The organism is Tomitella fengzijianii (genome assembly GCF_007559025.1).
Lineage (GTDB): Bacteria > Actinomycetota > Actinomycetes > Mycobacteriales > Mycobacteriaceae > Tomitella > Tomitella fengzijianii.
On the sequence record NZ_CP041765.1, the window covers coordinates 557462 to 579911 of the forward strand.

General features: G+C 70.0%; 23 protein-coding genes and 1 tRNA gene. 14 read left to right on the forward strand and 10 right to left on the reverse strand.

Annotated elements, in window-relative coordinates; translation table 11 throughout:
- Nucleotides 1-55 precede the first annotated feature (55 nt).
- Complete coding sequence (gene leuA / locus FO059_RS02530) at nt 56-1867, reverse strand: 2-isopropylmalate synthase (protein ID WP_143906090.1); 1812 nt, start codon at nt 1865-1867, stop codon at nt 56-58.
- A 515-nt stretch (nt 1868-2382) separates the two neighbouring features.
- On the opposite strand from leuA, the gene FO059_RS02535 reads away from it, so the two are divergent.
- Nucleotides 2383-3849, forward strand: coding sequence for a catalase (locus FO059_RS02535; protein ID WP_143906092.1), 1467 nt, complete (start codon nt 2383-2385; stop codon nt 3847-3849).
- Between the two features lie 22 nt (nt 3850-3871).
- Here the strand turns inward: FO059_RS02535 and metA are convergent, their stop codons facing one another.
- Both metA and FO059_RS02545 read right to left on the reverse strand, forming a co-directional pair.
- Nucleotides 3872-4783, reverse strand: a complete 912-nt coding sequence (gene metA, locus FO059_RS02540; protein ID WP_143906094.1) for a homoserine O-acetyltransferase MetA — start codon at nt 4781-4783, stop codon at nt 3872-3874.
- A gap of 52 nt (nt 4784-4835) precedes the next feature.
- The gene (locus tag FO059_RS02545; RefSeq protein WP_233267023.1) at nt 4836-5483 is read right to left on the reverse strand and encodes a nitroreductase family protein; all 648 of its coding nucleotides are present in this window, start codon (nt 5481-5483) and stop codon (nt 4836-4838) included.
- A gap of 209 nt (nt 5484-5692) precedes the next feature.
- On the opposite strand from FO059_RS02545, the gene FO059_RS02550 reads away from it, so the two are divergent.
- The 3 genes from FO059_RS02550 (at nt 5693) to FO059_RS02560 (ending at nt 9095) form a co-directional block, all read left to right on the forward strand.
- Complete coding sequence (locus FO059_RS02550; protein ID WP_143906096.1) at nt 5693-6958, forward strand: aspartate kinase; 1266 nt, start codon at nt 5693-5695, stop codon at nt 6956-6958.
- 5 nt (nt 6959-6963) lie between these two features.
- The gene (locus FO059_RS02555) at nt 6964-8001 is read left to right on the forward strand and encodes an aspartate-semialdehyde dehydrogenase (RefSeq protein ID WP_143906099.1); all 1038 of its coding nucleotides are present in this window, start codon (nt 6964-6966) and stop codon (nt 7999-8001) included.
- Between the two features lie 107 nt (nt 8002-8108).
- Complete coding sequence (locus tag FO059_RS02560; protein WP_143906101.1) at nt 8109-9095, forward strand: patatin-like phospholipase family protein; 987 nt, start codon at nt 8109-8111, stop codon at nt 9093-9095.
- 12 nt (nt 9096-9107) lie between these two features.
- Here FO059_RS02560 and FO059_RS02565 read toward each other — a convergent pair whose 3' ends face one another.
- Both FO059_RS02565 and FO059_RS02570 read right to left on the reverse strand, forming a co-directional pair.
- On the reverse strand, nt 9108-10124 hold the full coding sequence (locus FO059_RS02565; protein ID WP_143906103.1) for an asparaginase domain-containing protein: 1017 nt from the start codon (nt 10122-10124) through the stop codon (nt 9108-9110).
- Nucleotides 10121-11104 carry a pirin family protein gene (locus FO059_RS02570; RefSeq protein ID WP_143906105.1) on the reverse strand — a complete coding sequence of 328 codons (984 nt, stop codon included), beginning with the start codon at nt 11102-11104 and terminating at the stop codon, nt 10121-10123. Before FO059_RS02570 ends, FO059_RS02565 begins: the two co-directional genes overlap by 4 nt.
- A 127-nt stretch (nt 11105-11231) precedes the next feature.
- Here FO059_RS02570 and FO059_RS02575 point away from each other — a divergent pair, with 127 nt between their 5' ends.
- The 5 genes from FO059_RS02575 (at nt 11232) to FO059_RS02595 (ending at nt 13772) form a co-directional block, all read left to right on the forward strand.
- A complete protein-coding gene (locus FO059_RS02575; protein WP_143906106.1) occupies nt 11232-11444 on the forward strand; it encodes a dodecin in 213 nt (70 codons plus the stop codon).
- A gap of 129 nt (nt 11445-11573) precedes the next feature.
- The gene (locus FO059_RS02580; RefSeq protein ID WP_233267021.1) at nt 11574-12035 is read left to right on the forward strand and encodes a fluoride efflux transporter FluC; all 462 of its coding nucleotides are present in this window, start codon (nt 11574-11576) and stop codon (nt 12033-12035) included.
- Nucleotides 12032-12400, forward strand: coding sequence for a fluoride efflux transporter CrcB (gene crcB / locus FO059_RS02585; protein ID WP_143906110.1), 369 nt, complete (start codon nt 12032-12034; stop codon nt 12398-12400). Before FO059_RS02580 ends, crcB begins: the two co-directional genes overlap by 4 nt.
- A gap of 54 nt (nt 12401-12454) precedes the next feature.
- Nucleotides 12455-12892: a universal stress protein gene (locus FO059_RS02590; RefSeq protein ID WP_168226573.1), complete on the forward strand. Its 438-nt coding sequence runs from the start codon at nt 12455-12457 to the stop codon at nt 12890-12892.
- A 70-nt stretch (nt 12893-12962) separates the two neighbouring features.
- Nucleotides 12963-13772, forward strand: a complete 810-nt coding sequence (locus FO059_RS02595) for an HAD-IIA family hydrolase (RefSeq protein ID WP_143906114.1) — start codon at nt 12963-12965, stop codon at nt 13770-13772.
- A 101-nt stretch (nt 13773-13873) separates the two neighbouring features.
- On the opposite strand, the gene FO059_RS02600 is transcribed toward FO059_RS02595, so the two are convergent.
- Together FO059_RS02600 and FO059_RS02605 are read right to left on the reverse strand one after the other, a co-directional pair.
- A tRNA-Pro gene (locus tag FO059_RS02600) sits at nt 13874-13947 on the reverse strand.
- 63 nt (nt 13948-14010) lie between these two features.
- Complete coding sequence (locus FO059_RS02605) at nt 14011-14964, reverse strand: metallophosphoesterase (RefSeq protein ID WP_372497877.1); 954 nt, start codon at nt 14962-14964, stop codon at nt 14011-14013.
- Between the two features lie 166 nt (nt 14965-15130).
- Between FO059_RS02605 and FO059_RS02610 the strand changes: the two genes are divergently transcribed.
- Nucleotides 15131-15601, forward strand: a complete 471-nt coding sequence (locus FO059_RS02610) for a GatB/YqeY domain-containing protein (RefSeq protein ID WP_143906116.1) — start codon at nt 15131-15133, stop codon at nt 15599-15601.
- A gap of 13 nt (nt 15602-15614) precedes the next feature.
- On the opposite strand, the gene FO059_RS02615 is transcribed toward FO059_RS02610, so the two are convergent.
- The gene (locus FO059_RS02615) at nt 15615-17987 is read right to left on the reverse strand and encodes a penicillin-binding protein (RefSeq protein WP_143906118.1); all 2373 of its coding nucleotides are present in this window, start codon (nt 17985-17987) and stop codon (nt 15615-15617) included.
- Between the two features lie 371 nt (nt 17988-18358).
- On the opposite strand from FO059_RS02615, the gene FO059_RS02620 reads away from it, so the two are divergent.
- The gene (locus FO059_RS02620) at nt 18359-18625 is read left to right on the forward strand and encodes a WhiB family transcriptional regulator (protein ID WP_143910364.1); all 267 of its coding nucleotides are present in this window, start codon (nt 18359-18361) and stop codon (nt 18623-18625) included.
- A 4-nt stretch (nt 18626-18629) separates the two neighbouring features.
- Here the strand turns inward: FO059_RS02620 and FO059_RS02625 are convergent, their stop codons facing one another.
- Both FO059_RS02625 and FO059_RS02630 read right to left on the reverse strand, forming a co-directional pair.
- Nucleotides 18630-19781 carry an ArsA family ATPase gene (locus FO059_RS02625; RefSeq protein WP_143906120.1) on the reverse strand — a complete coding sequence of 384 codons (1152 nt, stop codon included), beginning with the start codon at nt 19779-19781 and terminating at the stop codon, nt 18630-18632.
- Nucleotides 19778-20806 carry an ArsA family ATPase gene (locus tag FO059_RS02630; RefSeq protein ID WP_199257115.1) on the reverse strand — a complete coding sequence of 343 codons (1029 nt, stop codon included), beginning with the start codon at nt 20804-20806 and terminating at the stop codon, nt 19778-19780. The genes FO059_RS02625 and FO059_RS02630 overlap by 4 nt, the downstream gene beginning before the upstream one ends.
- Before the next feature lie 128 nt (nt 20807-20934).
- Here FO059_RS02630 and FO059_RS02635 point away from each other — a divergent pair, with 128 nt between their 5' ends.
- Genes FO059_RS02635 through FO059_RS02645 form a run of 3 tightly spaced genes read left to right on the forward strand, consistent with a single transcriptional unit; the run spans nt 20935 to nt 22375 of the window.
- Nucleotides 20935-21114: a hypothetical protein gene (locus tag FO059_RS02635; RefSeq protein WP_143906122.1), complete on the forward strand. Its 180-nt coding sequence runs from the start codon at nt 20935-20937 to the stop codon at nt 21112-21114.
- The gene (locus FO059_RS02640) at nt 21111-21578 is read left to right on the forward strand and encodes a RidA family protein (protein ID WP_143906124.1); all 468 of its coding nucleotides are present in this window, start codon (nt 21111-21113) and stop codon (nt 21576-21578) included. Before FO059_RS02635 ends, FO059_RS02640 begins: the two co-directional genes overlap by 4 nt.
- Entirely contained in the window at nt 21575-22375 is an 801-nt protein-coding gene (locus FO059_RS02645; RefSeq protein ID WP_233267020.1) for an MBL fold metallo-hydrolase, read from the forward strand. The genes FO059_RS02640 and FO059_RS02645 overlap by 4 nt, the downstream gene beginning before the upstream one ends.
- Nucleotides 22376-22450: the final 75 nt, after the last annotated feature.

Below are 22450 nucleotides of genomic sequence, written 5' to 3' on the forward strand. Positions count from 1 at the left end.
AAGTCTGACACAGCGACCGGCGCCCGCTGCGGGCGCCGGTCGCTGTGTGCACGCGCTACTTGTGGGCGCGGTTGACCGCGGAGATCACGGCGCGCAGCGACGCCACGGTGATCGACGGCGCCAGGCCGACGCCCCAGAACACCTTGGTCTCGCCGTCGGGGCACTCCACCGCGCACTCCAGGTAGGCGGCGGCCACGGCGTCGTCGCCCGCGGACATCGCATGCTCGGTGTAGTCCAGGACCCGCACGTTGTATCCGGCGGTGGCGAGCCCGTCGACGAGGGCTGCGACGGGACCGTTGCCGAAGCCGTGCAGCTCGCGTTCGATGCCGTCGATCTTGACGGTGGCGATGATCTCGTCGTCGTCGCCGTCGTTCTGCGCGGGCGTCATCTCCTGGGAGATCCGCTCGATCGGCAGCCGGCGGTCCAGGTACTCCTCGGCGAAGACGTCCCACATCTCCTTGGGGTTGATCTCGCCGCCCTCGGAATCCGTGAGCCCTTGCACGATCCGGGAGAACTCGATCTGCAGCCGCCGCGGCAGGTCCAATCCGTGGTCGGTCTTCATCACGTAGGCGATGCCGCCCTTGCCGGACTGCGAGTTGACGCGGATGACCGCCTCGTAGGTGCGGCCCACGTCCTTGGGGTCGACGGGCAGGTAGGGGACCTGCCAGACGATGTCGTCGATGTCCTGGTCGGCGGCGTCGGCGTCGAACTTCATCGCGTCGAAGCCCTTGTTGATGGCGTCCTGGTGGCTGCCGGAGAATGCGGTGTAGACCAGGTCGCCGCCGTACGGGTGGCGCTCGGGCACGTTCAGCTGGTTGCAGTACTCGACGGTGCGCCGGACCTCGTCGATGTCCGAGAAGTCGATCTGCGGGTCCACGCCGCGCGTGAACAGGTTCATGCCGAGCGTCACCAGGCAGACGTTGCCGGTGCGCTCGCCGTTGCCGAACAGGCAGCCCTCGATGCGATCGGCGCCCGCCATGTAGCCCAGCTCCGCGGCCGCGACGGCGGTGCCGCGATCGTTGTGCGGGTGCAGGCTCAGGATGATCGCCTCGCGCCGGGCCAGGTTGTCGCTCATCCACTGGATGGAGTCCGCGTAGACGTTGGGGGTGGCCATCTCCACGGTGGCGGGCAGGTTGACGATCAGCGCGTTCTCCGGCGTCGGCGCGATGATGGCGCTGACGGCGTCGCAGATGTCCTTGGCGTAGGAGAGCTCGGTGCCCGTGTAGGACTCCGGCGAGTACTCGAACCGCCAATGGGTGTCCGGGTATTTGGCCGCCTCCTCCAGGACCTTCTGCGCAGCGTCCGTGGCGATCTTGGTGATGGCGGGCTTGTCCGCCTTGAACACCACGCGGCGCTGCAGGATCGAGGTGGAGTTGTAGAAGTGCACAATGGCGTTGGCCGCGCCCTCGCAGGCCTCGAAGGTGCGCTCGATCAGCTCCGGTCGGCTCTGGGTGAGCACCTGGATGGTGACGTCGTGGGGGATGGCGCCGTCCTCGATGATCTCGCGGACGAAGTCGAAGTCGGTCTGGCTGGCGGCGGGAAAGCCCACCTCGATCTCCTTGTACCCCATGCGCACGAGCAGCTCGAACATGCGGCGCTTGCGGGCTGGGGTCATCGGGTCGATCAGGGCCTGGTTGCCGTCGCGCAGGTCCACGGCGCACCACAGCGGCGCGCGGTCGATCACCGCGCCCGGCCAGCGGCGCTCGTCGAGCGCGATCTCCTCCACCTCGTCCGCGAACGAGCGGTAGCGGTAGGCGGGCATCGACGAGCCGCGCTGGGTGTTCCAGGCGGGCTGGTCGGCGGGGGCCGGGCGGCTGGGTGTGACGATGTTGCGCCGGCCGGCGGTGAAGGCGTCTGCGGAAGTCATGATGGGATTCTCCCTGTGTGCGGGGCACGGGCGCGGGTGGGCCCGGAACCTGCTGGCGGATAGACCGACGTGCCTGGATGACGTTGCGGATCCCGTGGTGGACCTGTGGGCCCGGCGGGTGGTCCGCACTGGCGCGGCGTGGCGGAGACGACTGCGGCGTGGGCCGCGCGATGCTACGGCGTGCGAGTGCTGCTACGGCATGGAGAAGGGCCCGCGACGGGGAGCCGGTCTGCTGTGTCAGATCCCGCCGCGGCACTCAAGGAGGAGCACGCGCTGCATGAAGGCGAGTCTACTACCCGCTCCGCCTCCGATCCAGACGGAGTTCAGGGGCACCGCATTCCCGGCCGGCCGCAGCGCCTGCGTGAGGCCTCACCGATCGTTCCCCGCAAGTCCACACGCAGGCGGGTCGACTCGGGCAGGATCGGAGTCGGGGACACCGTGACCCCAAACCGCATGACCGGATGACTCCATGACACTGCAACCAACCGTGCGAATCTCGCAGGAGGACGACGCCGATGACCTCGACCGACAATCCGAAGGCGGATCCGAGCACGCTGACCACAGCGGTCGGGGCGCCGGTGCCGAACAACCAGGACGTGCAGACGGCCGGACCGCGTGGGCCGCAGCTGCTGCAGGACGTGTGGTTCCTGGAGAAGCTCGCGCACTTCGACCGCGAGGTGATCCCGGAGCGCCGCATGCACGCCAAGGGCTCGGGCGCGTTCGGCACGTTCACCGTCACCGGTGACATCACGCGCTACACCCGAGCGAAGATCTTCTCGGAGATCGGCAAGAAGACCGAGCTGTTCGCGCGGTTCTCCACCGTGGCGGGCGAACGCGGCGCGGCCGACGCGGAGCGCGACATCCGCGGCTTCGCCGTCAAGTTCTACACCGAGGAAGGCAACTGGGACCTCGTCGGCAACAACACCCCGGTGTTCTTCTTCCGAGACCCGCTCAAGTTCCCCGACCTCAACCACGCCGTCAAGCGCGATCCGCGCACCAACATGCGCAGCGCGGAGAACAACTGGGACTTCTGGACGCGGCTGCCCGAGGCGCTGCACCAGGTGACGATCGTGATGAGCGATCGCGGGCTGCCCGACGGGTATCGGCACATGCACGGCTTCGGCTCGCACACCTTCAGCCTGGTCAACGCGGACGGCGAGCGCTTCTGGGTCAAGTTCCACCACCGTTGCCGGCAGGGCATCAAGAACCTCACCGACGACGAGGCGGCGGCCGTCGTCGCGGGCGACCGTGAGTCCAGCCAGCGCGACCTCTACGAGGCCATCGAACGCGGCGACTACCCCAAGTGGACGCTGTGCGTGCAGGTGATGCCGGAGGCGGACGCGGAGAAGGTGCCGTACCACCCGTTCGACCTGACGAAGGTGTGGCCCAAGGCCGACTACCCGCTGATCGAGGTGGGCGAGTGGGAGCTGAACCGCAACGCGGACAACTACTTCGCGGACGTCGAGCAGGCCGCGTTCAATCCGGCGCACGTGGTGCCCGGCATCGGGTTCTCCCCGGACCGCATGCTGCAGGGGCGTCTGTTCTCTTACGGCGACGCGCAGCGCTACCGGCTGGGCGTCAACAACTACCAGATCCCGGTCAACCAGGCGCGCTGCCCGGTGGGCAACTTCCACCGCGACGGGACGATGCGGGTGGACGGCAACCAGGGGTCCACCAAACACTACGAGCCCAACGGCCACGGGCTGTGGCAGGAGCAGCCGGGGTATGCGGAGCCGCCGCAGACGGTCGGGGCGGTGGCGGATCATTTCGACTTCCGCGCCGATGACGACGACTACTTCTCGCAGCCGCGGGCGCTGTTCAACCTGATGGACGCCGGGCAGAAGCAGGCGCTGTTCGACAACACCGCGCGCAACCTGGCGGGGGTGTCGCAGGACGTGGTCGAGCGGCACATCGCCAACTGCACGGCGTGCGACCCCGCCTACGGCGAGGGGGTGCGGTCGGCCATCGACGCGCTGGGGTGATCGGTCGTCGGAGGCCCGATCGTCACGCCGGCGGGTCGAACGGCGTCTCCTGGTACACGCAATAGTTGAGCCAGTTCGCGAACAGCAGATGACCATGGCCGCGCCACCGGTTCACCGGCAGGGCGGTCGGGTCGTCGTCCCGGAAGTAGTGCGCCGGGACCGGGACCGGCAATCCCTGCTCCCGGTCACGCGCGTATTCGCGGGCCAGGGTGTCCGCGTCATACTCCGGATGGCCGGTGACGAACACCTGCCGGCCGTCCGGAGTCGCAGCGAGGAACACCCCGGCCTCGTCGCTGCGAGCCAGCACTTCGATCTCGCCGGTGGCCTCGACGTCGTCGGCCCGGACGTCGGTGTACCGCGAGTGCGGTGCCACGAACTCGTCGTCGAAGCCGGTGATCACCGCCGACCGCCGACCGGTGAGCCGATGGCTGAACACCCCCGACAGCTTCTGCGGCATCTCGTATTTGCCGATCCCGTAGTGGCGGTACAGCGCGGCCTGGGCGCCCCAGCACACGTGCAGGGTGGACTGGACGTTGGTGCGCGACCAATCCAGAATCCTGGTCAGCTCAGGCCAGTAGTCGACCTGCGCGAAGTCGAGGCGCTCGACCGGGGCTCCGGTGATGACCAGTCCGTCGAAGTGCTGCTCGGATACGTCGTCGAACGTCGAGTAGAACGCCTCGAGATGTTCGGCCGACGTGGTGCGCGAGACGTGGCTGGCCATGTGCAGCAACGTGATGTCGATCTGCAACGGCGTGTGGCTGAGCAGCCGCAGCAATTGCGTCTCGGCGACGATCTTGACCGGCATCAGGTTGACGATCGCGATCCGCAGCGGACGGATGTCTTGGTGTCCGGCACGCTCGTCGGACATGACGAAGATCCGCTCGGACTCCAGGACCGCGCGGGCCGGCAGATCGTACGGCATGGTTACAGGCATCGGCGACCACAATATTCCGGTGGGGGCGTCAGCGCCCGCGCCGGGGGGCTGATCACGCTCCGGCCGGGAAGGGCGCCCCCCACTGCTCTCCGAACACCATGTCCGTCAGCGTGGGGCGCCGTCGCGGCTTGCGGTCCCGCTCGACGATCGCCGGGTCCGCACCGTCCTCGTCGCCGATATGCCCCAGCGCGATCATCACCAGCGGTTCGAAGCCGTCCGGGATCCGCAGGGACCGCCGGGCCTCGTCCCGGTCGAATCCGGACATCGGGTGTGCGACGAGGCCCATGGACACGGCCTGGAGCGACAATTGCGCCGTCGCGAGGCCGGCGTCGAACATCGCGTACGGCAGGTCGCCCTTGTCGTTCACCGTCTGCACGACGCCCAGAACGAGAGCCCCCGCGGATGTCGCCCACCTCTTGTTCCCCTCGGAAAGCAACGACGCGAGGGTCGCGTGCGCGGCGTCGCCGCGAAGCCCAGCGAGGAACCGGACTGGGAATGTGCCGCCCCACGATGCGGCGACCCGCGCCGATTCGACCGCCGCGAAGAGATCGTCGGGCGTCACCACGGCGTCGGGGTCGAGGTTGCGCGCGCTCCACCGCTGCGCGATCACCGGGTGGATCTGCACGCCCGAACCCGCCGAGCGGTCGGCGTGCGGATGATGCGGCTGCGCGGGTCCGGGTCCGTCGAAGATCTGCGACACCGCCGCATGGTATCGACGCGAGGGCACACCGGACCCGTCGTGGTGACCGACGCCTCACCCCGGAGTGACGTGACGCAGTGCACGCCCCGTGGCGGCAGCCTGATGCGGTGGCCGGCTGATCGGTACCCTGGATCTTTGATTACGACCGATAGAAGCAGTGACCGACCAACGACCAGTGATCGAAGAACACTGTCTGGAGGTACCCGAGCGTGGCAATCGTCGTACAGAAATACGGCGGATCGTCGGTGGAAAGCGCCGACAGGATCCGGCGCGTGGCCGAGCGAATCGTCGAGACGAAGAAGCAAGGCAATCACGTCGCCGTCGTGGTCTCCGCCATGGGCGACACCACGGATGAGCTGCTGGACCTGGCGCAGCAGGTGAACCCGGTGCCCCCCGCCCGTGAGATGGACATGCTGCTCACCTCAGGCGAGCGCATCTCGAACGCGCTCGTGGCGATGGCGATCAGCTCGCTGGGCGCCGAAGCGCGCTCGTTCACCGGTTCGCAGGCCGGCGTCGTCACCACGGCGGCGCACGGCAAGGCCAAGATCATCGATGTCACCCCGGGGCGCGTGCAGCAGGCCCTCGACGAGGGCTCGATCGCGATGGTCGCCGGATTCCAGGGCGTCAGCCAGGACACCAAGGACGTGACGACGCTGGGGCGCGGCGGGTCCGACACCACGGCCGTCGCGCTCGCCGCGGCTCTGGGCGCCGACGTGTGCGAGATCTACTCGGACGTCGACGGCGTCTACACCGCGGACCCGCGGATCGTGCCGGACGCGAAGAAGCTCGACAACATCTCGTTCGAGGAGATGCTGGAGATGGCGGCGTGCGGGTCCAAGGTGCTCATGCTGCGCTGCGTCGAGTACGCGCGCGGAGCGAACCTGCCCATCCACGTCCGCTCGTCATACACCGACAAGCCGGGCACCATCGTGTCCGGATCGATGGAGGATATCCCCGTGGAAGAAGCCGTCCTGACCGGCGTCGCGCACGATCGCGACGAGTCGCAGATCACCGTGCAGGGGCTGCCCGACTCGCCCGGGTACGCCGCCAGCCTGTTCCGGGTGGTCGCCGACGCCGACATCAACATCGACATGGTGCTGCAGAACGTCTCCGAGGTGGAGACCGGCAAGACCGACATCACCTTCACGCTGCCCACCGAAGACACGTCCAAGTGCGTCGAGGCGCTCACCGCCGCCAAGGACCGGATCGGCTTCAGCAAGGTCGTGTTCGACGACCACATCGGCAAGGTGTCGCTTGTGGGCGCGGGGATGAAGAGTCACCCGGGCGTGACGGCCACGTTCTTCGAGGCGCTGGCCCAGGCGGGCATCAACATCGACTTGATCTCCACCTCCGAGATCCGCATCTCGGTGCTGGTGAAGGACACCGACGTGGACGAGGCCGTCCGCGTCGTGCACAAGGCGTTCGATCTGGGCGGCGAGGAGCCCGCCAAGGTCTACGCCGGAACGGGGCGCTGATTCCGATGACCACACTCGCAGTAGTGGGAGCCACCGGCCAGGTGGGCGTCGTGATGCGCCGTCTACTCGAGGAGCGCGCCTTCCCGGCCGACAAGGTCCGCTTCTTCGCGTCCGCGCGCTCGGCGGGCACGACGCTGCCGTTCCGCGGCGAGGACATCGTCGTGGAGGACACCGCGGCCACGCCCGACGAGGACTTGCAGGGCATCGACATCGCCCTGTTCTCCGCGGGCGGCACGCTGTCGAAGGAGCAGGCGCCGCGCTTCGCGGCGGCCGGTGCCGTCGTGGTCGACAATTCGTCAGCCTGGCGCAAGGACCCGGACGTCCCGCTGGTGGTCAGCGAAGTCAATCCGGGCGACCTGGCGAACCGGCCCAAGGGCATCATCGCCAACCCCAACTGCACCACGATGGCCGCGATGCCCGTACTGGGGCCGCTGCACCAGGCCGCGGGCCTCAAGCGGCTGATCGTCTCCACCTACCAGGCCGTCTCCGGCAGCGGGCTGGCCGGCGTCAAGGAGCTGGCCTCGCAGACCCGCGCCGTCATCGACGACGCCGAGAAGCTGGTGCACGACGGCTCCGCCGCCGACTTCCCCGAGCCGGAGAACTACGTGGCGCCCATCGCGTTCGACGTGGTTGCTCTCGCCGGCGGGCTGGTCGACGACGGCTCCGGTGAGACGGACGAGGACCAGAAGCTGCGCAACGAGTCACGGCGCATCCTGGGCATCCCCGAGCTGTTGGTGTCCGGCACGTGCGTGCGCGTTCCGGTGTTCACCGGCCACTCGCTGGCGATCAACGCCGAGTTCGACCGCCCGCTGAGCGTGGAGGACGCGCAGAAGGTCCTGGCCGAAGCCCCGGGCGTGGAGCTGGTGGACGTGCCCACCCCGCTGGCCGCGGCAGGCCAGGACAACTCGCTGGTGGGCCGCATCCGCAACGACGAGGGAGCCCCGGAGGGCCGTGGTCTGGCCCTGTTCGTCTCCGGCGACAACCTGCGCAAGGGTGCCGCGCTGAACACCATCCAGATCGCAGAGCTGCTGGTAGAGGAGTAGTCGCCGGGCGCGACGCCGAGTGCCGCACGCCGATCAGGTACTTTCTGCCGATTCCGGGAGGAGAATCGGCGGGGAGTACCTGATCGACGGTGCGTGCGAGGTGCGTCATGACGGACAAGCGGGCCGATCTCGTCTGCGAGGGCGGCGGAGTGCGGGGGATCGGCCTCGTCGGCGCGGTGGACGTGCTGGCGGAGGCCGGCTACTCGTTCCCGCGCGTCGCGGGATCCAGCGCGGGGTCGATCGTCGCGGCGTTCGTGGCGGCGCTGCAGAAGGCGGGCGAACCGCTCGGCCGCCTGCACGACATCGTCGACGCGATCGACTACACCAAGTTCCCGGACCGCAGCCCGGTCGGACACGTACCGCTGGTCGGTCCGATGCTCTCGCTGTTCCTTTCGGACGGCATCTACGAGGGCGCCTACCTCGAGTCCTTCGTGGCGGGCGTGCTGAAGGATCTGGGGGTGCGGACCTTCGGCGACCTGCGCCTGGGCGACGGCGGCGCCACCGGGGACGGGCTGGAACGCAAATACGCCTGGGCCCTCGTCATCACGGCAAGCGACCTTTCCCGGCGCCGTCTGGTGCGCATCCCGTGGGACCTGCCCGCGTACAAGAAGGACCCCGACGAGTTCCCCGTGGCGAAGGCGGTGCGCGCGTCGGCGGCGATACCGTTCCTGTTCCAGCCGGTGCGGGTGTCCGGGGCGACGTGGGTGGACGGCGGACTGGTGGACGACTTCCCCATCGAGCTGTTCGACCGCCCCAACAGTGCCGAGCCGCAATGGCCCACGTTCGGGATCCGGCTCAGTGCGCGCCCGGGTCTGGTGCCGCCGACGCATGCTGTGAAAGGCCCGTTCTCGATCGCGCTGGCCGCGCTCGGAACCTTGCTGAGCAATCAGGATGCCGCGTACCTGAACGACCCGTGCACGGTGCGCCGCACGGTGTTCGTGCCCTCGGACGCGGTGAGCCCCATCGACTTCGACATCACCGACGCGCAGGTGGACGCGCTCTACGAAAGCGGCTCCGACGCGGCCCGCAAGTTCCTGGCCGCGTGGGACTTCGGCGAGTACGTGGCGCAGTGCCGGCACGGATTCTCGGGGTGACCGGGAGGGTCGTCAGCCGGTGAACGCCCGCGTCACCTCGCCGTGCCCCACGCCTGCAGCGAGCAATGCGGCCAACAGGATTCTGGCCTGGCCGGCCCGCAGCACGGGGCTGAACACCGCCCCCGCGCGGGCCAGGTTCGTGCCCCCGCCCCCGCCGCCGTAGTCGGCGAAGGCGGGGCCGTGGGGCACCCTGGTGGTGACCACGACGGCGACGCCGGCGGCCGCCGCAGCGCGCACGGCACGCACCGCCGCGGCATTCGCGTTGCCGGCGCCCATGGCCTCGAGCACGATCCCGCGGGCGCCCGCGGCCCGGCAGGCGTCGATGACGACGGCGTCGGAACCCGGGTACAACGCGACGGTGTCCACGCGGGGGAGGCTTCCGGTGGCGAGGCCGCCACCGGGCACGGCGGCGAGTGCGCGGCGGCGCGACTGTTCCGCCTCGTGCCGGTCCGGCCAGGCTGCGAACGCGTCCAGGTCTACTGTGCTCAGTTTGCGTGTTCCCCAGGCGGGCATTGTTCTTCCGGCGAAGGCGATCAGTACGCCCGCCTCGGAGTCGGCGGCCGGACCGGACGCCGTGTCCACCGCGCGAGCGAGATTGCCGGGCCCGTCCGCACCGGGCTGATCGGCGCCGCGCTGCGCCCCGGTGAACACCACCCGTACGCGCCTGCGGCCGCCTCGAGCGAGAACAAGGTCGGTCAGCAGCGCGGTCTCCTCCATGGTGTCGGTTCCATGGGTGACGACGATCCCGTCGACCGCGTCCCCGGCACTCGCAGCGGCGACGTGCCGTGCGATGGCGTAGGCCGACGTGACGTCCATTGCGGCGCTGTCGACCGACATGAGCGCGCGCGCCTCGACATTCACCCGTTCGAGGAGGGGGGACGGGAGCGTCGACCGAAGGTCTGCGGCGTCGACTGCCGGCGCGAGACCGCCGTCGGAGCCGCGCACTGCCGCGATCGTGCCCCCGGTGGTGAGCACCAGGACGCGCGGGTGCGCGGCGCCGGATCGAGCCCGTGCCCGAAAGGGCGTCACGGGTTTCGGCGGGGCGTGATGCGCGCGTGGGGCAACGGTGGTGCGGGCAGCCGGTCGATGCCCTGCGGGTCGTGCCCCGCGTATCCGTGCACCTCGCCGAAGCGCGGGGAGCGGTCCTGCCACTCCTCGCGGAAGGCGGCGATCTCCTCATGGGACCGACCGACGAAGTTCCACCACATGACGATCTCCTCGCCGAAGGGCGGTCCGCCGAGCAGTAGCATCCGGGCCGGGTCCGCACCCGTGTTGCGGAGGGTGAGGGTCCGTCGTCCTTCGCCGGAGAATCCGAGTTCCGCACGCTCCAGGGCGGTCCCGCAGAACTCGACGCTCCCCGTGTCCACCAGCAGCCCGTGCTCGAAGTCGTCCTCCACCTCGATGCGCGCCGACGAGCCCACCGGCAGCAGCAGCTCGGCGCCCAGAATCGGGGCGGCAGTCTCCACCGGGGAACGCGAACCCAGCAGGGAGCCGAGGAACACGCGTGCGGTCAGGCGGTCGCTGCGAAGCGGCTCGGGGACGTAGTGCGTGAAATCGCGGGGGCCGTCGCGGTGCGACTGCGGCAGCGCGATCCACAGCTGCGCGCCGTGCAGCACAGTGGTGGCCGCGGTGGACACCTCGGAGTGGCAGATCCCGCGGCCCGCGCTCATCAGGTTGAGCTCGCCCGGCCGCACCATCGCGTGCATGCCCAGGCTGTCGCGATGCTCGATCTCGCCGGTGAACAGCCAGCTCACCGTCTGCAACCCGGTGTGCGGGTGAGGCGGGACGTCCATTCCGCCGGACGCGGAGACGTCGTCGGGCCCGTAATGGTCGAGGAAGCACCAGGCGCCGATCAGCGACCGCTTGCGCTGCGGAAGGGTCCGCCGCACCGTCATCGCGCGCGGACCGCCCAAGGGGACGTCACGAGGCGGGATGACCTCCACCGCGTGCTGGGGCGGATCCCCCGCGCCGCACACGACCTCCGGGGGATGCGCCTCGACGTTGCTCATGCCTCCGATGCTGCCAGAGATCGTCGCGCGGAGGCGATCGAATCCGGTCCCGCCGCGGTCCGGGCTGCCGTAGCGTCGGAGGTGAACGTCGCACGCCGAGGTCGATTCGCCGAGGAAGGTGATCACGATGGGTTCAGAGGGGCACGTCTATCGGATGACGGAGGTCGTGGGTTCCTCTCCCGACGGCACCGACGCGGCCATCCGCAACGCCATAGCCAAAGCGTCCGAGACCATCCGCAACATCGGGTGGTTCGAGGTGGCGGGGACCCGTGGCTACGTCGACGGCGACCAGGTGGCGTACATGCAGGTGACACTGAAGATCGGGTTCCGCGTGGACTGACCGCCGCTGCGACGGGCAGCCGGCAGCGGTTAAGCTCGGACGCGGCGATGGATCTCCGCCGAGGCCGCGCATCGGCCTGAACCGCCCCGCCCGGGGCTGATGGCTCCTTCCCCCGTGGAAAGGAGACCTGTGTCCGCACCACTGCATCGTCGGGCGACCCTCGCAGCGCTGGTCGCCGTGGGCGGCGTCGTCGGCACTCTCGCACGCCACGGCCTGGGCTTGCTCTTTCCCGATGATCCGGGGCAGTGGCCGGTGACGACGTTCGCCGTCAACATCGCGGGGGCGTTCCTGCTGGGAATGCTGCTCGAAGCTCTCACCCGGTTCGGGCGCGGCGCACCGGGGGGTTCGGGTACGGGCCGGTCGACGCTCGTGCGACTGGGCGTGGGGACCGGAATGCTCGGTGCGTTCACCACCTACAGCACCCTCGCATTGGACACCGACCTGCTGCTGCATCGGGGTGCCGCAGGCGCCGCCGTGTCTTACGCACTCGCCACGGTGCTCGTCGGCGCGGTCACCTGCGCACTCGGCATCGCGGTGGGCGCACGGCTGGGGCCGCGCGTCGCCGGACGGCCTGAGCGTGACGGGTCATGACGACGCTGTGGGTCGCGCTCGCCGGCGGCGGGGGTGCGACGGCGCGGTTCCTCCTGGACGGTGCCATCACCTCGCGCCGCGCATGGCGGTTCCCGTGGGCGACGCTCGCGATCAACGTGCTCGGCTCCCTGCTGCTCGGTTATCTCACGGGACTCGCGATGTTCCACGATGCCCCGACGGGATTCACCGTGATCGCGGGCGTGGGATTCTGCGGTGGATTCACCACCTTCAGCGCCGCCAGCGTGGAGACCGTCCGCCTGCTGGAGACGCGCCGCTACGCGGCCGGGCTGGCGAACCTGGGCGGGACGCTCGTCGTCACGGCGGCCGCCGCGGCGCTGGGTCTGTGGCTGGCTTCGGTGTCGTAGCGGGGGTCGCTGAGGGGCGCACGGGAAGTGGGAGACGGGATGGACAGGGTCGGGATGGACAAATGCATCGTGGTGGGGTTCGACGGGCTCCCCGCAGGGCGGGCCGCGTTGGCGAAGTCCGCGGAGCTCGCGGCGGCGCTGGGGGCATGGCTGGCAGTGGTGCACGTTCCGGACACCGCCGACGAGCCGGTGGACCCGGACTCGCCGGCCTGGGCGGAGGGTCGCGATGCCGCGGTGGCGGCGGTGCGGGCCTCAGCGGAGCATGAGCTGGCCGCGACTGCGGTCCGCTGGCGGTTCGACGCGCTCGCGGGACCGCCGGCCGCGGTGCTGGGAAGCGTGGCCGACGAGGAGCACGCCGACATGATCGTGCTCGGGGCGCCGCGGGCGGGCCTGGCGGCGGCGATGGAACGGCTCCTGGGAGACGCCGTCGCGGTGCAACTGCTCCGGCACGGCCACCGCCCGGTCCTGGTCGTCCCGGAACACTCCCGGTGAGCGCCCCGCCCGCAACGGCATTCCCGCACGCCGCCTGTGCAGTGGATGCGGGGCAGGCCATGATGGGGAGATGGCGGACGATACGGATACCTCGGCGCGGCGCTGGACCTACCTGATGGACATGGACGGCGTCCTCGTCCACGAGGAGACACTGATCCCGGGTGCGGACGAGCTCATCGCCGAGCTCACCGTGGCCGGCAACCCGTTCCTGGTGCTCACCAACAACTCCATCCGCACGCCACGCGACCTGCGTGCGCGCCTGGAACAGACGGGATTGGACGTGCCCGAGTCGGCCATCTGGACCTCGGCCCTCGCCACGGCGAGTTTCCTGGACTCGCAGCGGCCCCGCGGCACCGCGTACGTCGTCGGCGAGTCCGGCCTGACCACGGCCCTGCACGACGTCGGCTACGTGCTCACCGACCGCGACCCGGACTACGTGGTGCTGGGGGAGACCCGCACCTACTCGTTCGAGGCGATCACCACGGCGATCCGACTGGTGGAGCGGGGTGCGCGGTTCATCGCCACCAACCCGGACCCGACGGGCCCGTCGCGCGACGGGTCGCTGCCCGCGACGGGTGCAGTGGCGGCGCTCATCAGCAGGGCGACGGGCCGCGAACCGTACTTCGTGGGCAAGCCGAACACGCTGATGATGCGGTCCGCGTTGCGCGCCCTGGGCGCGCACTCGGAGCAGACGCTGATGATCGGCGATCGGATGGACACCGACGTGGTGGTGGGCCTCGAAGCGGGCATGCGGACGATCCTCGTGCTCAGCGGCATCTCCACGCGCCAGACGATGGAGATGTACCCGTACCGGCCCACCCTCGTGGTGGACTCCGTCGCCGACCTCGTGGGGAGGACCGGGGACCCGTTCTCCCGGTGACCCCAGCAGGACACCTGCGCGCGGATTGCGCAATCGAGACCCGATCGAGAGCAAAAGTGCCGGGACACCGTCTGAACGGTGTCCCGGCACTTTTGCCACTGTCGGGGTGGCGGGATTCGAACCCACGACCTCTTCGTCCCGAACGAAGCGCGCTACCAAGCTGCGCCACACCCCGTGGCAGACGGAACGCGCACCGGGAAAACGTCCCCGGGGCACTTCCGAACAAGCCTCGCTGAGTCTAGCGCACACCCGCACCGGATCGCGAAACGGCCTCCCCGTCCTCCGTCGCAGCCCTGTCGACACGCGCGGGGACGAGGGTGAGCAGGGTCGCCTCCGGCCTGCAGAAGAAGCGGGCGGGCGCATACGGCGAGGTGCCCAGGCCGGCGGAGACGTGCAGTTTCATGTGCTCGCCCCACTGCGAGGGCCCCTTGACCCGCGAGCGGTCGATGCCGCAGTTGGTCACCAGCGCGCCGTACACAGGGAGGCAGAGCTGGCCGCCGTGGGTATGCCCGCACATGGCGAGGTCGTAGCCGTCGGAGGCGAAGTGGTCCAGCACCCGCGGCTCGGGGGAATGGCTCAGGGCCAGGCGCAGATCGGCTGCGGGGTCCGCCTTGCCTTCGATCGTGTCGTAGCGGTCGCGTTGCAGGTGAGGGTCGTCCACGCCGGCGACGCTGATCGTGTTGCCGCCCGCGGTGATCTCCTGCTTGCGGTGGGTGGCGTCGATCCACCCCCGTTCGACGAATGCGGCGCGCAGGTCCTGCCACGGCAACGACGGGCCGGGTACGCGCTCGTGGTTCCGGTCGAAGTACTTGAGCGGGTTCTTCGCCACCGGGCCGAAGTAGTCGTTGCTGCCGAAGACGAACGCGCCGGGACGGTCCAAGAGCCCCCCGAGCGCCTGTACCACGGCCGGCACGGCGCGGGGATGCGCCAGGTTGTCGCCGGTGTTGACGACGAGGTCCGGTTCCAGCGCGTCGAGTTCACGCACCCACGCCTGCTTGAGCTGCTGGCGGGGCAGCATGTGCAGGTCGCTGAGGTGCAGCACGCGGATGCTGGGTGAACCGGGGGCGAGCACCTCGAGCGTGGAGGTGCGCAGTGCGAAGGCGTTGCGCTCGATCAGCGTGGCGTATCCGAGCGACGCGGCACCCGCGGCGGCCACCGCCCCGAGCGCCGGCACCACGGGCCCGCGGCGGATCCGCCGACTGCTCGCCGGGCGGGGTGTCCAGTTCAATCCGAAAGTTGTGCCCACGGACGCCACGATACGGCAGGCGTCCGCATTGCGAATCGGTGCGCGAGGTCGGGTCGCGAACCCCCGGGCACGCGGGCCGCGAACGCTTCCCGAGCGCGTACCGTTCCACGTTATGGGAGAACTCAAGGATCAGATCCGCGCCGACCTCACCGCCTCGATGAAGGCCAAGGATGCACTGCGCACGGGGACGCTGCGGATGGTGCTGTCCGCGGTGCAGGCGGAGGAGGTCGCGGGCAAGGAAGCGCGCACCCTCACCGACGACGAGGTGCTCAAGGTCATCGCCAAGGAATCGAAGAAGCGCCTCGAGGCCGCGCAGGTGTTCGACGACGCCGACCGCGCGGAGCTGGCGCAGAAGGAGCGCGCCGAGGAGGAGATCCTCGCGGCGTACCTGCCGCAGCAGCTCGACGACGACGAACTCGCCCAGGTGGCGGACGCGGCCATCGCGGAGGTCCGTGAGCAGCTGGGCGAGCAGCCGGGGATGCGTCAGATGGGACAGGTCATGAAGGCGGCGACAGCGCGCGCCGCGGGGCGCGCGGACGGCTCCCGCCTGTCCGGGGCGGTGAGGTCCCGGCTGGCGGGCTGACCCGGCCTGTTGGTCAGTCGGTGTCGTCGCGTCCGTCGTTCCCGTTGCCGCCGCCGTCGTTGCTCCGGTCCTCGGACCGTGGCGTCCGGTCACCGCGGTCGCCGCGATCGTCGGCGGGCTTACGGCTGCCGTCGCTGATGTTGATGGTGATCGTGGCACCGGGCACGGCGGAGCCGACGGGGCTCACCGAGACCACATTGCCCTTCTGGTTGTCGGACGGCACCGTCACCGACTTCACCTGGAAGCCCGCGCCGCGCAGGCGGGCGGTGGCTCCGGCCTCGGTGCGGCCCGTGACGTCGGGCACGATGGCCGAGGCGTTGCCCTTCACGTACTGCGGGTCCGGCGGGGGCAGCACCGGCGGCGGGTAGTCGCCCAGGATGCGGCCCACGGCTTGATACCAGGCGAGCGCGGGCTCGGTGCCGCCGTACACGTTGCCCTCGGCGCAGGAGCGCAGGGGCGACGTGCAGATGGGTCCTGGATTGGTGCCGTCGTTGTAGACGTAGGAGAACCCGGCGATGGACTGCGTGAAGGCCAGGAACGCCGACGAGCGGTAGGTCTCCGTGGTTCCGGTCTTCGCGGAGACCGGCGCGGTCCATCCGGCTGCGGCGGCCGAGCCGGCTGAGGTGCCGCCGGCCACGTGGTCCTGCCCCAGTCCGACGGCCAGGGTGTTCGCGAGGCCGGGGTCGATGACCTGCTTGCACGCCTCCTGCGTCACCGGTACGGGCTTGCCGTCGCGGTCGAACACGGCCTCGATGGGGGTGGGCGGGCACCAGGTTCCGCCGGACGCCAGCGTGGCTGCCACGTTGGCCATCTCCAGCGGGTCCACCGGGGTGGGGCCGAGCGTGAACGAGCCGCGGTTCTCGTCCTTGACGATCTGCGCGAGGCTGCGGTCGTCCACCCCGGACGTGCCGGGCGTGGTGTACGAGCGCAGTCCCAGGCGCACCGCCATATCTACGGTGGGCGGCACCCCGACGTCCTTGAGCATTTTGACGAACGCGGTGTTCGGCGAGGTGGCCAGGGCCTGCGTCAGCGACATGACCGTGGGGTAGTCGCCCACGTTGCGCACGCAATACGAATCGGCGGGGCAGCCGGCCGCGCCGCCGTGCCCCATCCCCTGCGCGGCGAAGAAGGGCGGGACCTGCACGGTGGTGTCCAGGCCGAGCCCCTTCTCCATCGCGACCGCTGTGGTGAAGATCTTGAAGGTCGAGCCCGCGCCGTCGCCGACCATCGTGAACGGCTGCGGCTGGACGGTCTCGTGCGCGGCCGCGTCGAGCCCGTAGGTGCGGCTGCTGGCCATCGCGACCACCTTGTGGGCGTCCTTGCCGGGCTCGATCAGGTTCATGACCTCGGCGATGCCGTCCAGATCGGGTGAGGCGGTGTCGGTGAGCGCGCGCTTGACCGAGTCCTGGATCTCCGGCCGCAGCGTGGTGCGGATCAGGTAGCCCCCGCGCTGGAGCTGCTCGTCGGTGAATCCGGCGTCGTTGAGGTAGTTGAGGACGTAGTCGCAGAAGAATCCGCGGTCGCCGGCGGCGATGCACCCGCGCGGCAGCGTGTTCGGCTTGGGCAGGATCCCCAGCGGCTCCTTCTTCGCCTCCGCGGCCTGCTGCGGGGTGATCGCCTGGGTCGACGCCATCGCGTCCAGCACTTCGTTGCGCCGGGCAGTGGTCTCGTCGGGATTGATGTAGGGGTTCAGGCGCGAAGGCGACTGCACCATTCCCGCCAGCATCGCCGATTGGGTGAGACTCAGGTCCTTGGCGTCCACTCCGAAGTAGGTGCGCGCCGCATCCTGCACGCCGTAGCTGCCGTTGCCGTAGGGGACCAGGTTCAGGTAGCGCGTCAGGATCTCGTCCTTGGACAGCTGCTTGTCCAGCGTCAGCGCCATGCGGGCCTCGCGGAGCTTGCGCGAGATGGTCGTCTCGGTGGCGGCGCGGCGCTGCGCGTCGGTCTGGGCGGCTACGTACGCCAGATAGTTCTTGACATACTGCTGGTCGATGGTCGACGCGCCCTGCTGCACCTCGCCGCTGCTGGTGTTGGTCAGCACCGCGCGCAGGGTGCCCTGCCAGTCGACGCCCTTGTGGGTGGCGAAACGGCGGTCCTCGATGGAGACCTGGGCCAGCTTCATGTAGTTCGAGATCTGGTCGCTCGGCACCTCGAATCGGCGCTGGTCGTAGAGCCAGGCCAGCGGGTTCCCCGCGGCGTCGACGATGGTGGTCACCGCCGGCGCGTCGCCCTCCAGCACCTGCGACGACGACGAGTCCACGGCATCGCTGGCCTTGTTGACGACGACACCCACGCCCCCGAACACGGGGAACAGGACGCCCGCCAGCACGACGCCTGCGAGCACGCAGATGCCGAGCAACTTCGCGAATGTCTTCCCTGACGGCACGCACCACAGAGTACGCAGGGTGGCGCCCGCGCCGTCTATGCGGCGCGCGGGAAGGCGCCATCGGTGGCGCTGCGGGGCCCGGAAAGGCGGCGGCGGGAGCTTTTACCCGATCCTTGGGGTTGCAAGGCGGTGTTCAGTCGCCTAAGTTAACAATTACTGTGATGCAGTTAACAATCTGAGAGTTGCACGCGAAGGGGGCAGGTCATATGCGCACTTCAGCCCATATGTCGGAATCCGAGAGCGTACGAAAGAACACGGGCGACCCCGCCGCGGGCCGGTCACCCGCCAAGTCCACCGGGCACGGCGCTTCGGTGCCGAAGCTCCGCAAGACCGGAATCCCGCCGCTGTCGGTGGATTCCAGCGAGGCGCGGATGGCCTGGACGTCGCAGGCTCTGTGCCGCAATATCGACCCGGACGAGCTGTTCGTCCGGGGCGCGGCGCAGCGCAAGGCGGCGACGATCTGCCGGCACTGCCCCGTCATGCTCGAATGCGCGGCGGACGCCCTCGACAACCGGGTCGAGTTCGGCGTGTGGGGCGGCATGACGGAGCGTCAGCGCAGGGCGCTGCTCAAGGAGCACCCCAATGTGCGGTCCTGGGCCACCTTTTTCGAGGCCGCCCGCCGCCGCTCCGCAGTCTGACCGGTCAGGGGCCGTCGGCCGCAAGCTGATCGCCCAAGGCCCGCAGCGCGTCCAGGCTCGAGACCTCGAACGGCAATGAGGGCACCCCGACGACGGGCACCTGCGGGTGCGCGCCGGTGAAACGGCCGAGCAGCCGCACCTCGCGCTTCGCGGTCGATCCCCGCTCGGCGTGGATCCGCAGGACCGCGCCGGCCAAGGGCGGCAGGCTCGGCACCGGCGCGTCGTCTGCCGTTGCCCCGCGCTGCTCGTCCAACCGGTCCGCTGCGGCCAGTGCCGTCTCCACCGGCAGCTGCGCCAGCATCGGGTGCGTGCGGTTGAGTACCAACCCGGCCAACGGCATGTCCTCCGCGGTGAGGCGTTCGACGAAGAACGACGCCTCGCGCAACGCGTCCGGCTCCGCGGCGGAGACCACCAGGAACGCGGTGCCCGGCCTGCGCAGGAGCTGATACGTGCGGTCGGCCCGTTCGCGGAACCCGCCGATCATCTCCTCGAACGACTGCACGAACATCGATGCGTCGGCCAGCATCGAGCTGCCGACCACCGTCGACACCGCCCGCATCGCCATGCCGACGGCTCCGCTGACGATCTTGCGGATCCCCCGGCCCGGGGCCATGAACATGCGGATCATGCGGCCGTCGAGGAACGCCCCCAGGCGTTGCGGGGCGTCCAGGAAGTCGAGCGCGTTGCGCGACGGCGGGGTGTCCACCACGATCAGGTCCCACGCGTCTTCGGCGACCAGCTGCCCCAGCTTCTCCATCGCCATGTACTCCTGCGTTCCGGCGAAGGAGGTGGCGACGGTCTGGTAGAAGGGGTTCGCCAGGATCTCCCGGGCCCGCTCGGGAGTCGCGTACTGGACCACCATGTCGTCGAAGGTGCGGCGCATGTCCAGCATCATCGCGTGCAGTCCGCCGCCCGAGTCGTTGTCCGGCAGCGGCACCGGTTGCGGTGTGTTGCCCAGGTCCTCCACTCCCAGCGCCTGCGCCAGCCGGCGCGCCGGGTCGATGGTCAGCACCACCACGGAGCGGCCGGATTCGGCGGCGCGCAGGGCGAGCGCGGCGGCCGTCGTCGTCTTTCCCACGCCGCCGGCGCCGCAGCACACGACCACCCGGGTGGCGCTGTCGCCGAGCATCGCACCGACGTCCACGGTGCCGGTCATCGGACCCCCTGCCCGGCCAGCTGTTCGGCCAATTGGTAGACGCCGCCGAGGTCCATGCCATCGGGCACCTCGCCCAACTCGAGTTGCGCCACGTGCAGGCCGGCGAGCTCCCGTGCGCTCGCGCGCTGTGCCCGGCATCGGATGGCGTGCTCGATCGTCTCGGTCAGCAGTCCCGCGAAGTCCTCGTCTGCGACGGTGAGGTGCACGCGCTCGAAGTCCGCGCGGATGGCCTCGGCGTCGATCTCGCCCTCCGCGGCCGCGGCGATCATCTCGTCGTCGAGATAGGTGGCCTCCGTGCGGTTGACGATCACCGCGCCCGGCTGCAGGTCCAGGCGCTGCAGCTCGGCCATGGCGTCGGCGGTCTCCTGGACCGGAAGAGCCTCGAGGAGGGTCACCAGGTGCACCACCGTCTGCGGGGAGTGCAGCAGATCGACGACGCCCTCCGACTGGGCGCGGATGGGGCCGCCCTTGGCGAGGTCGGCCATCGCCTTGGTGACGTCGAGGAAGCTTCCGATGCGGCCGGTGGGCGGCGCATCGACCACGACCGCGTCGTAGAGGTACCGGCCGTCCACTGTCCGGGTCGTCGCCTCCTTGACCTTGCCCGTGAGCAGAACGTCGCGCAGCCCGGGTGCGAGCGTCGTGGCGAACTCGACGGCGCCGATGCGCTTCATCGCCTTGCCCGCGAAACCCAGGTTGTAGAACATGTCGAGGTACTCGAGGAACGCGGCCTCTATGTCGATGGCGAGTGCATGCACCTCGCCCCCGCCGTCGGCCACGGCGACCTTCGTCTCCGCGTAGGGCAGGGGCGCGGTGTCGAATACCTGGGCGATTCCCTGGCGCTCTTCGACCTCGATAAGCAAGACCCTGCGGCCTCCCGAGGCGAGTGCGAGCGACAGCGCGGCGGCGACGGTGGTCTTGCCGGTACCGCCCTTGCCGCTGACGAAGTGCAGACGCGACTGCGCTGCGGTTTCCGGCCACGTGGACGTCAGTCCCTCCACCGTGGAGCGAGCATGTGTTGTGGGCACCGCCCGAGTGTATGAGGTGAGACGACCGCGCAGGTGCGGAAGCCCGCCCGTGGCCGCGTCGGCAGGATCGGCCGACGGGGTGTCGCGGTGCCCGCAAAAGGGGCCGGCGGCGGGGATATGGTGTCTCCATGAGTGAACCCGAGCAGGCAGCAGGCGCGGTCAGGTGGGAATACTTCGTGGCACCGCTGCTGATCCACAACCCCAAGGCCATCCTCGACAATTTCGGCGACGACGGCTGGGAGCTGGTCTCGGTGCTGCCCGGGCCCACCGGTGAGCAGCACGTCGCCTACCTGAAGCGCCGCAAGTGAGCGCCGCCACGCCGACCGGCCGGCTGGCCGAGCTGGGCCTGACGCTTCCGCCCGTGGCGGCGCCGCTGGCCTCGTACGTGCCCGCCGTGCGCAGCGGGCAGTTCGTGTTCACCTCCGGCCAGCTGCCCACCGTCGGCGGCGAACTGCTGCGGACCGGGAAGGTGGGGGCGGACGTCACGCCGGAGGACGCCAAGGACCTCGCGCGCGTCGCAGCGCTCAATGCTCTTGCCGCCGTCGACTCCGTCGTGGGGCTCGACAACGTCGCGCGGATCGTCAAGGTGGTCGGGTTCGTCTCCTCCGCCCCGGGGTTCGGCGGTCAGCCCGGCGTCGTCAACGGCGCCTCCGAGCTGCTCGGCGAGGTGTTCGGCGAGTCCGGGCGGCACGCGCGCAGCGCCGTCGGGGTTTCGGACCTGCCCATCGACTCCCCGGTCGAGGTGGAACTGCAGGTCGAGGTGCGGTCGTGACCGCGCCGGTCCACCCGGCCTACGGGGTCCTGCGACCGGTGACGGCCACCGCCGGGGTCCTGCTGTGCCGCAACCCCGGAATCATGGAGCTCGACGGAACCAACACCTGGATCCTCCGCGCACCGGACTCGGACGCGGTCGTCGTCGTGGACCCGGGTCCCGACGACCAAGAGCATCTGCAGCGGATCGCGGGCCTGGGCCCCGTGGCCACCACCATCGTCACCCACCGGCACGATGACCACACCGGGGGGATCGACAGGCTCCGTGAGCTCACCGGTACCGGCGTGCACGCCGTGCTACCGGAATACCGCCGAGGCGACGGCGGCGCCCTGGATGACGGTTCGGTGATCGACGCGGCGGGTGTGCGTCTCCGCGTGCTCGCCACGCCCGGACACACCGCGGACAGCGTCTCGCTGGTGGTCGAGGGCGACGGCGGCCACCCTGACGCGGTCCTCACCGGCGACACCATTCTGGGGCGCGGCACCACCGTGATCGACCCGCAGGACGGTTCGCTGCGCGACTATCTGGGTTCGCTGGATCGGCTGATCGACGCGGGGGAGGGGCTCGCGTGCCTTCCCGCGCACGGACCCGACCTGCCTGACACCTCCGCCGTGGCGCGCGACTACCGCGCGCACCGTCAGCAGCGCCTGAACCAGGTGCGCGATGCGCTCGCGGCGCTGGGGGACGACGCCACGGCGCGGCAGGTGGTCGAACACGTCTACCGTGACGTCGACGAATCGCTGTGGCCGGCCGCGGAATGGTCTGTGGCCGCGCAGCTGGACTACCTGCGCGGCTGAGAGGCCGCCTGCACGACCGGAATACGCCTGCGGGCGGCGACACGACGGTCCGGGGGATACCCGGCCGGGATGTCG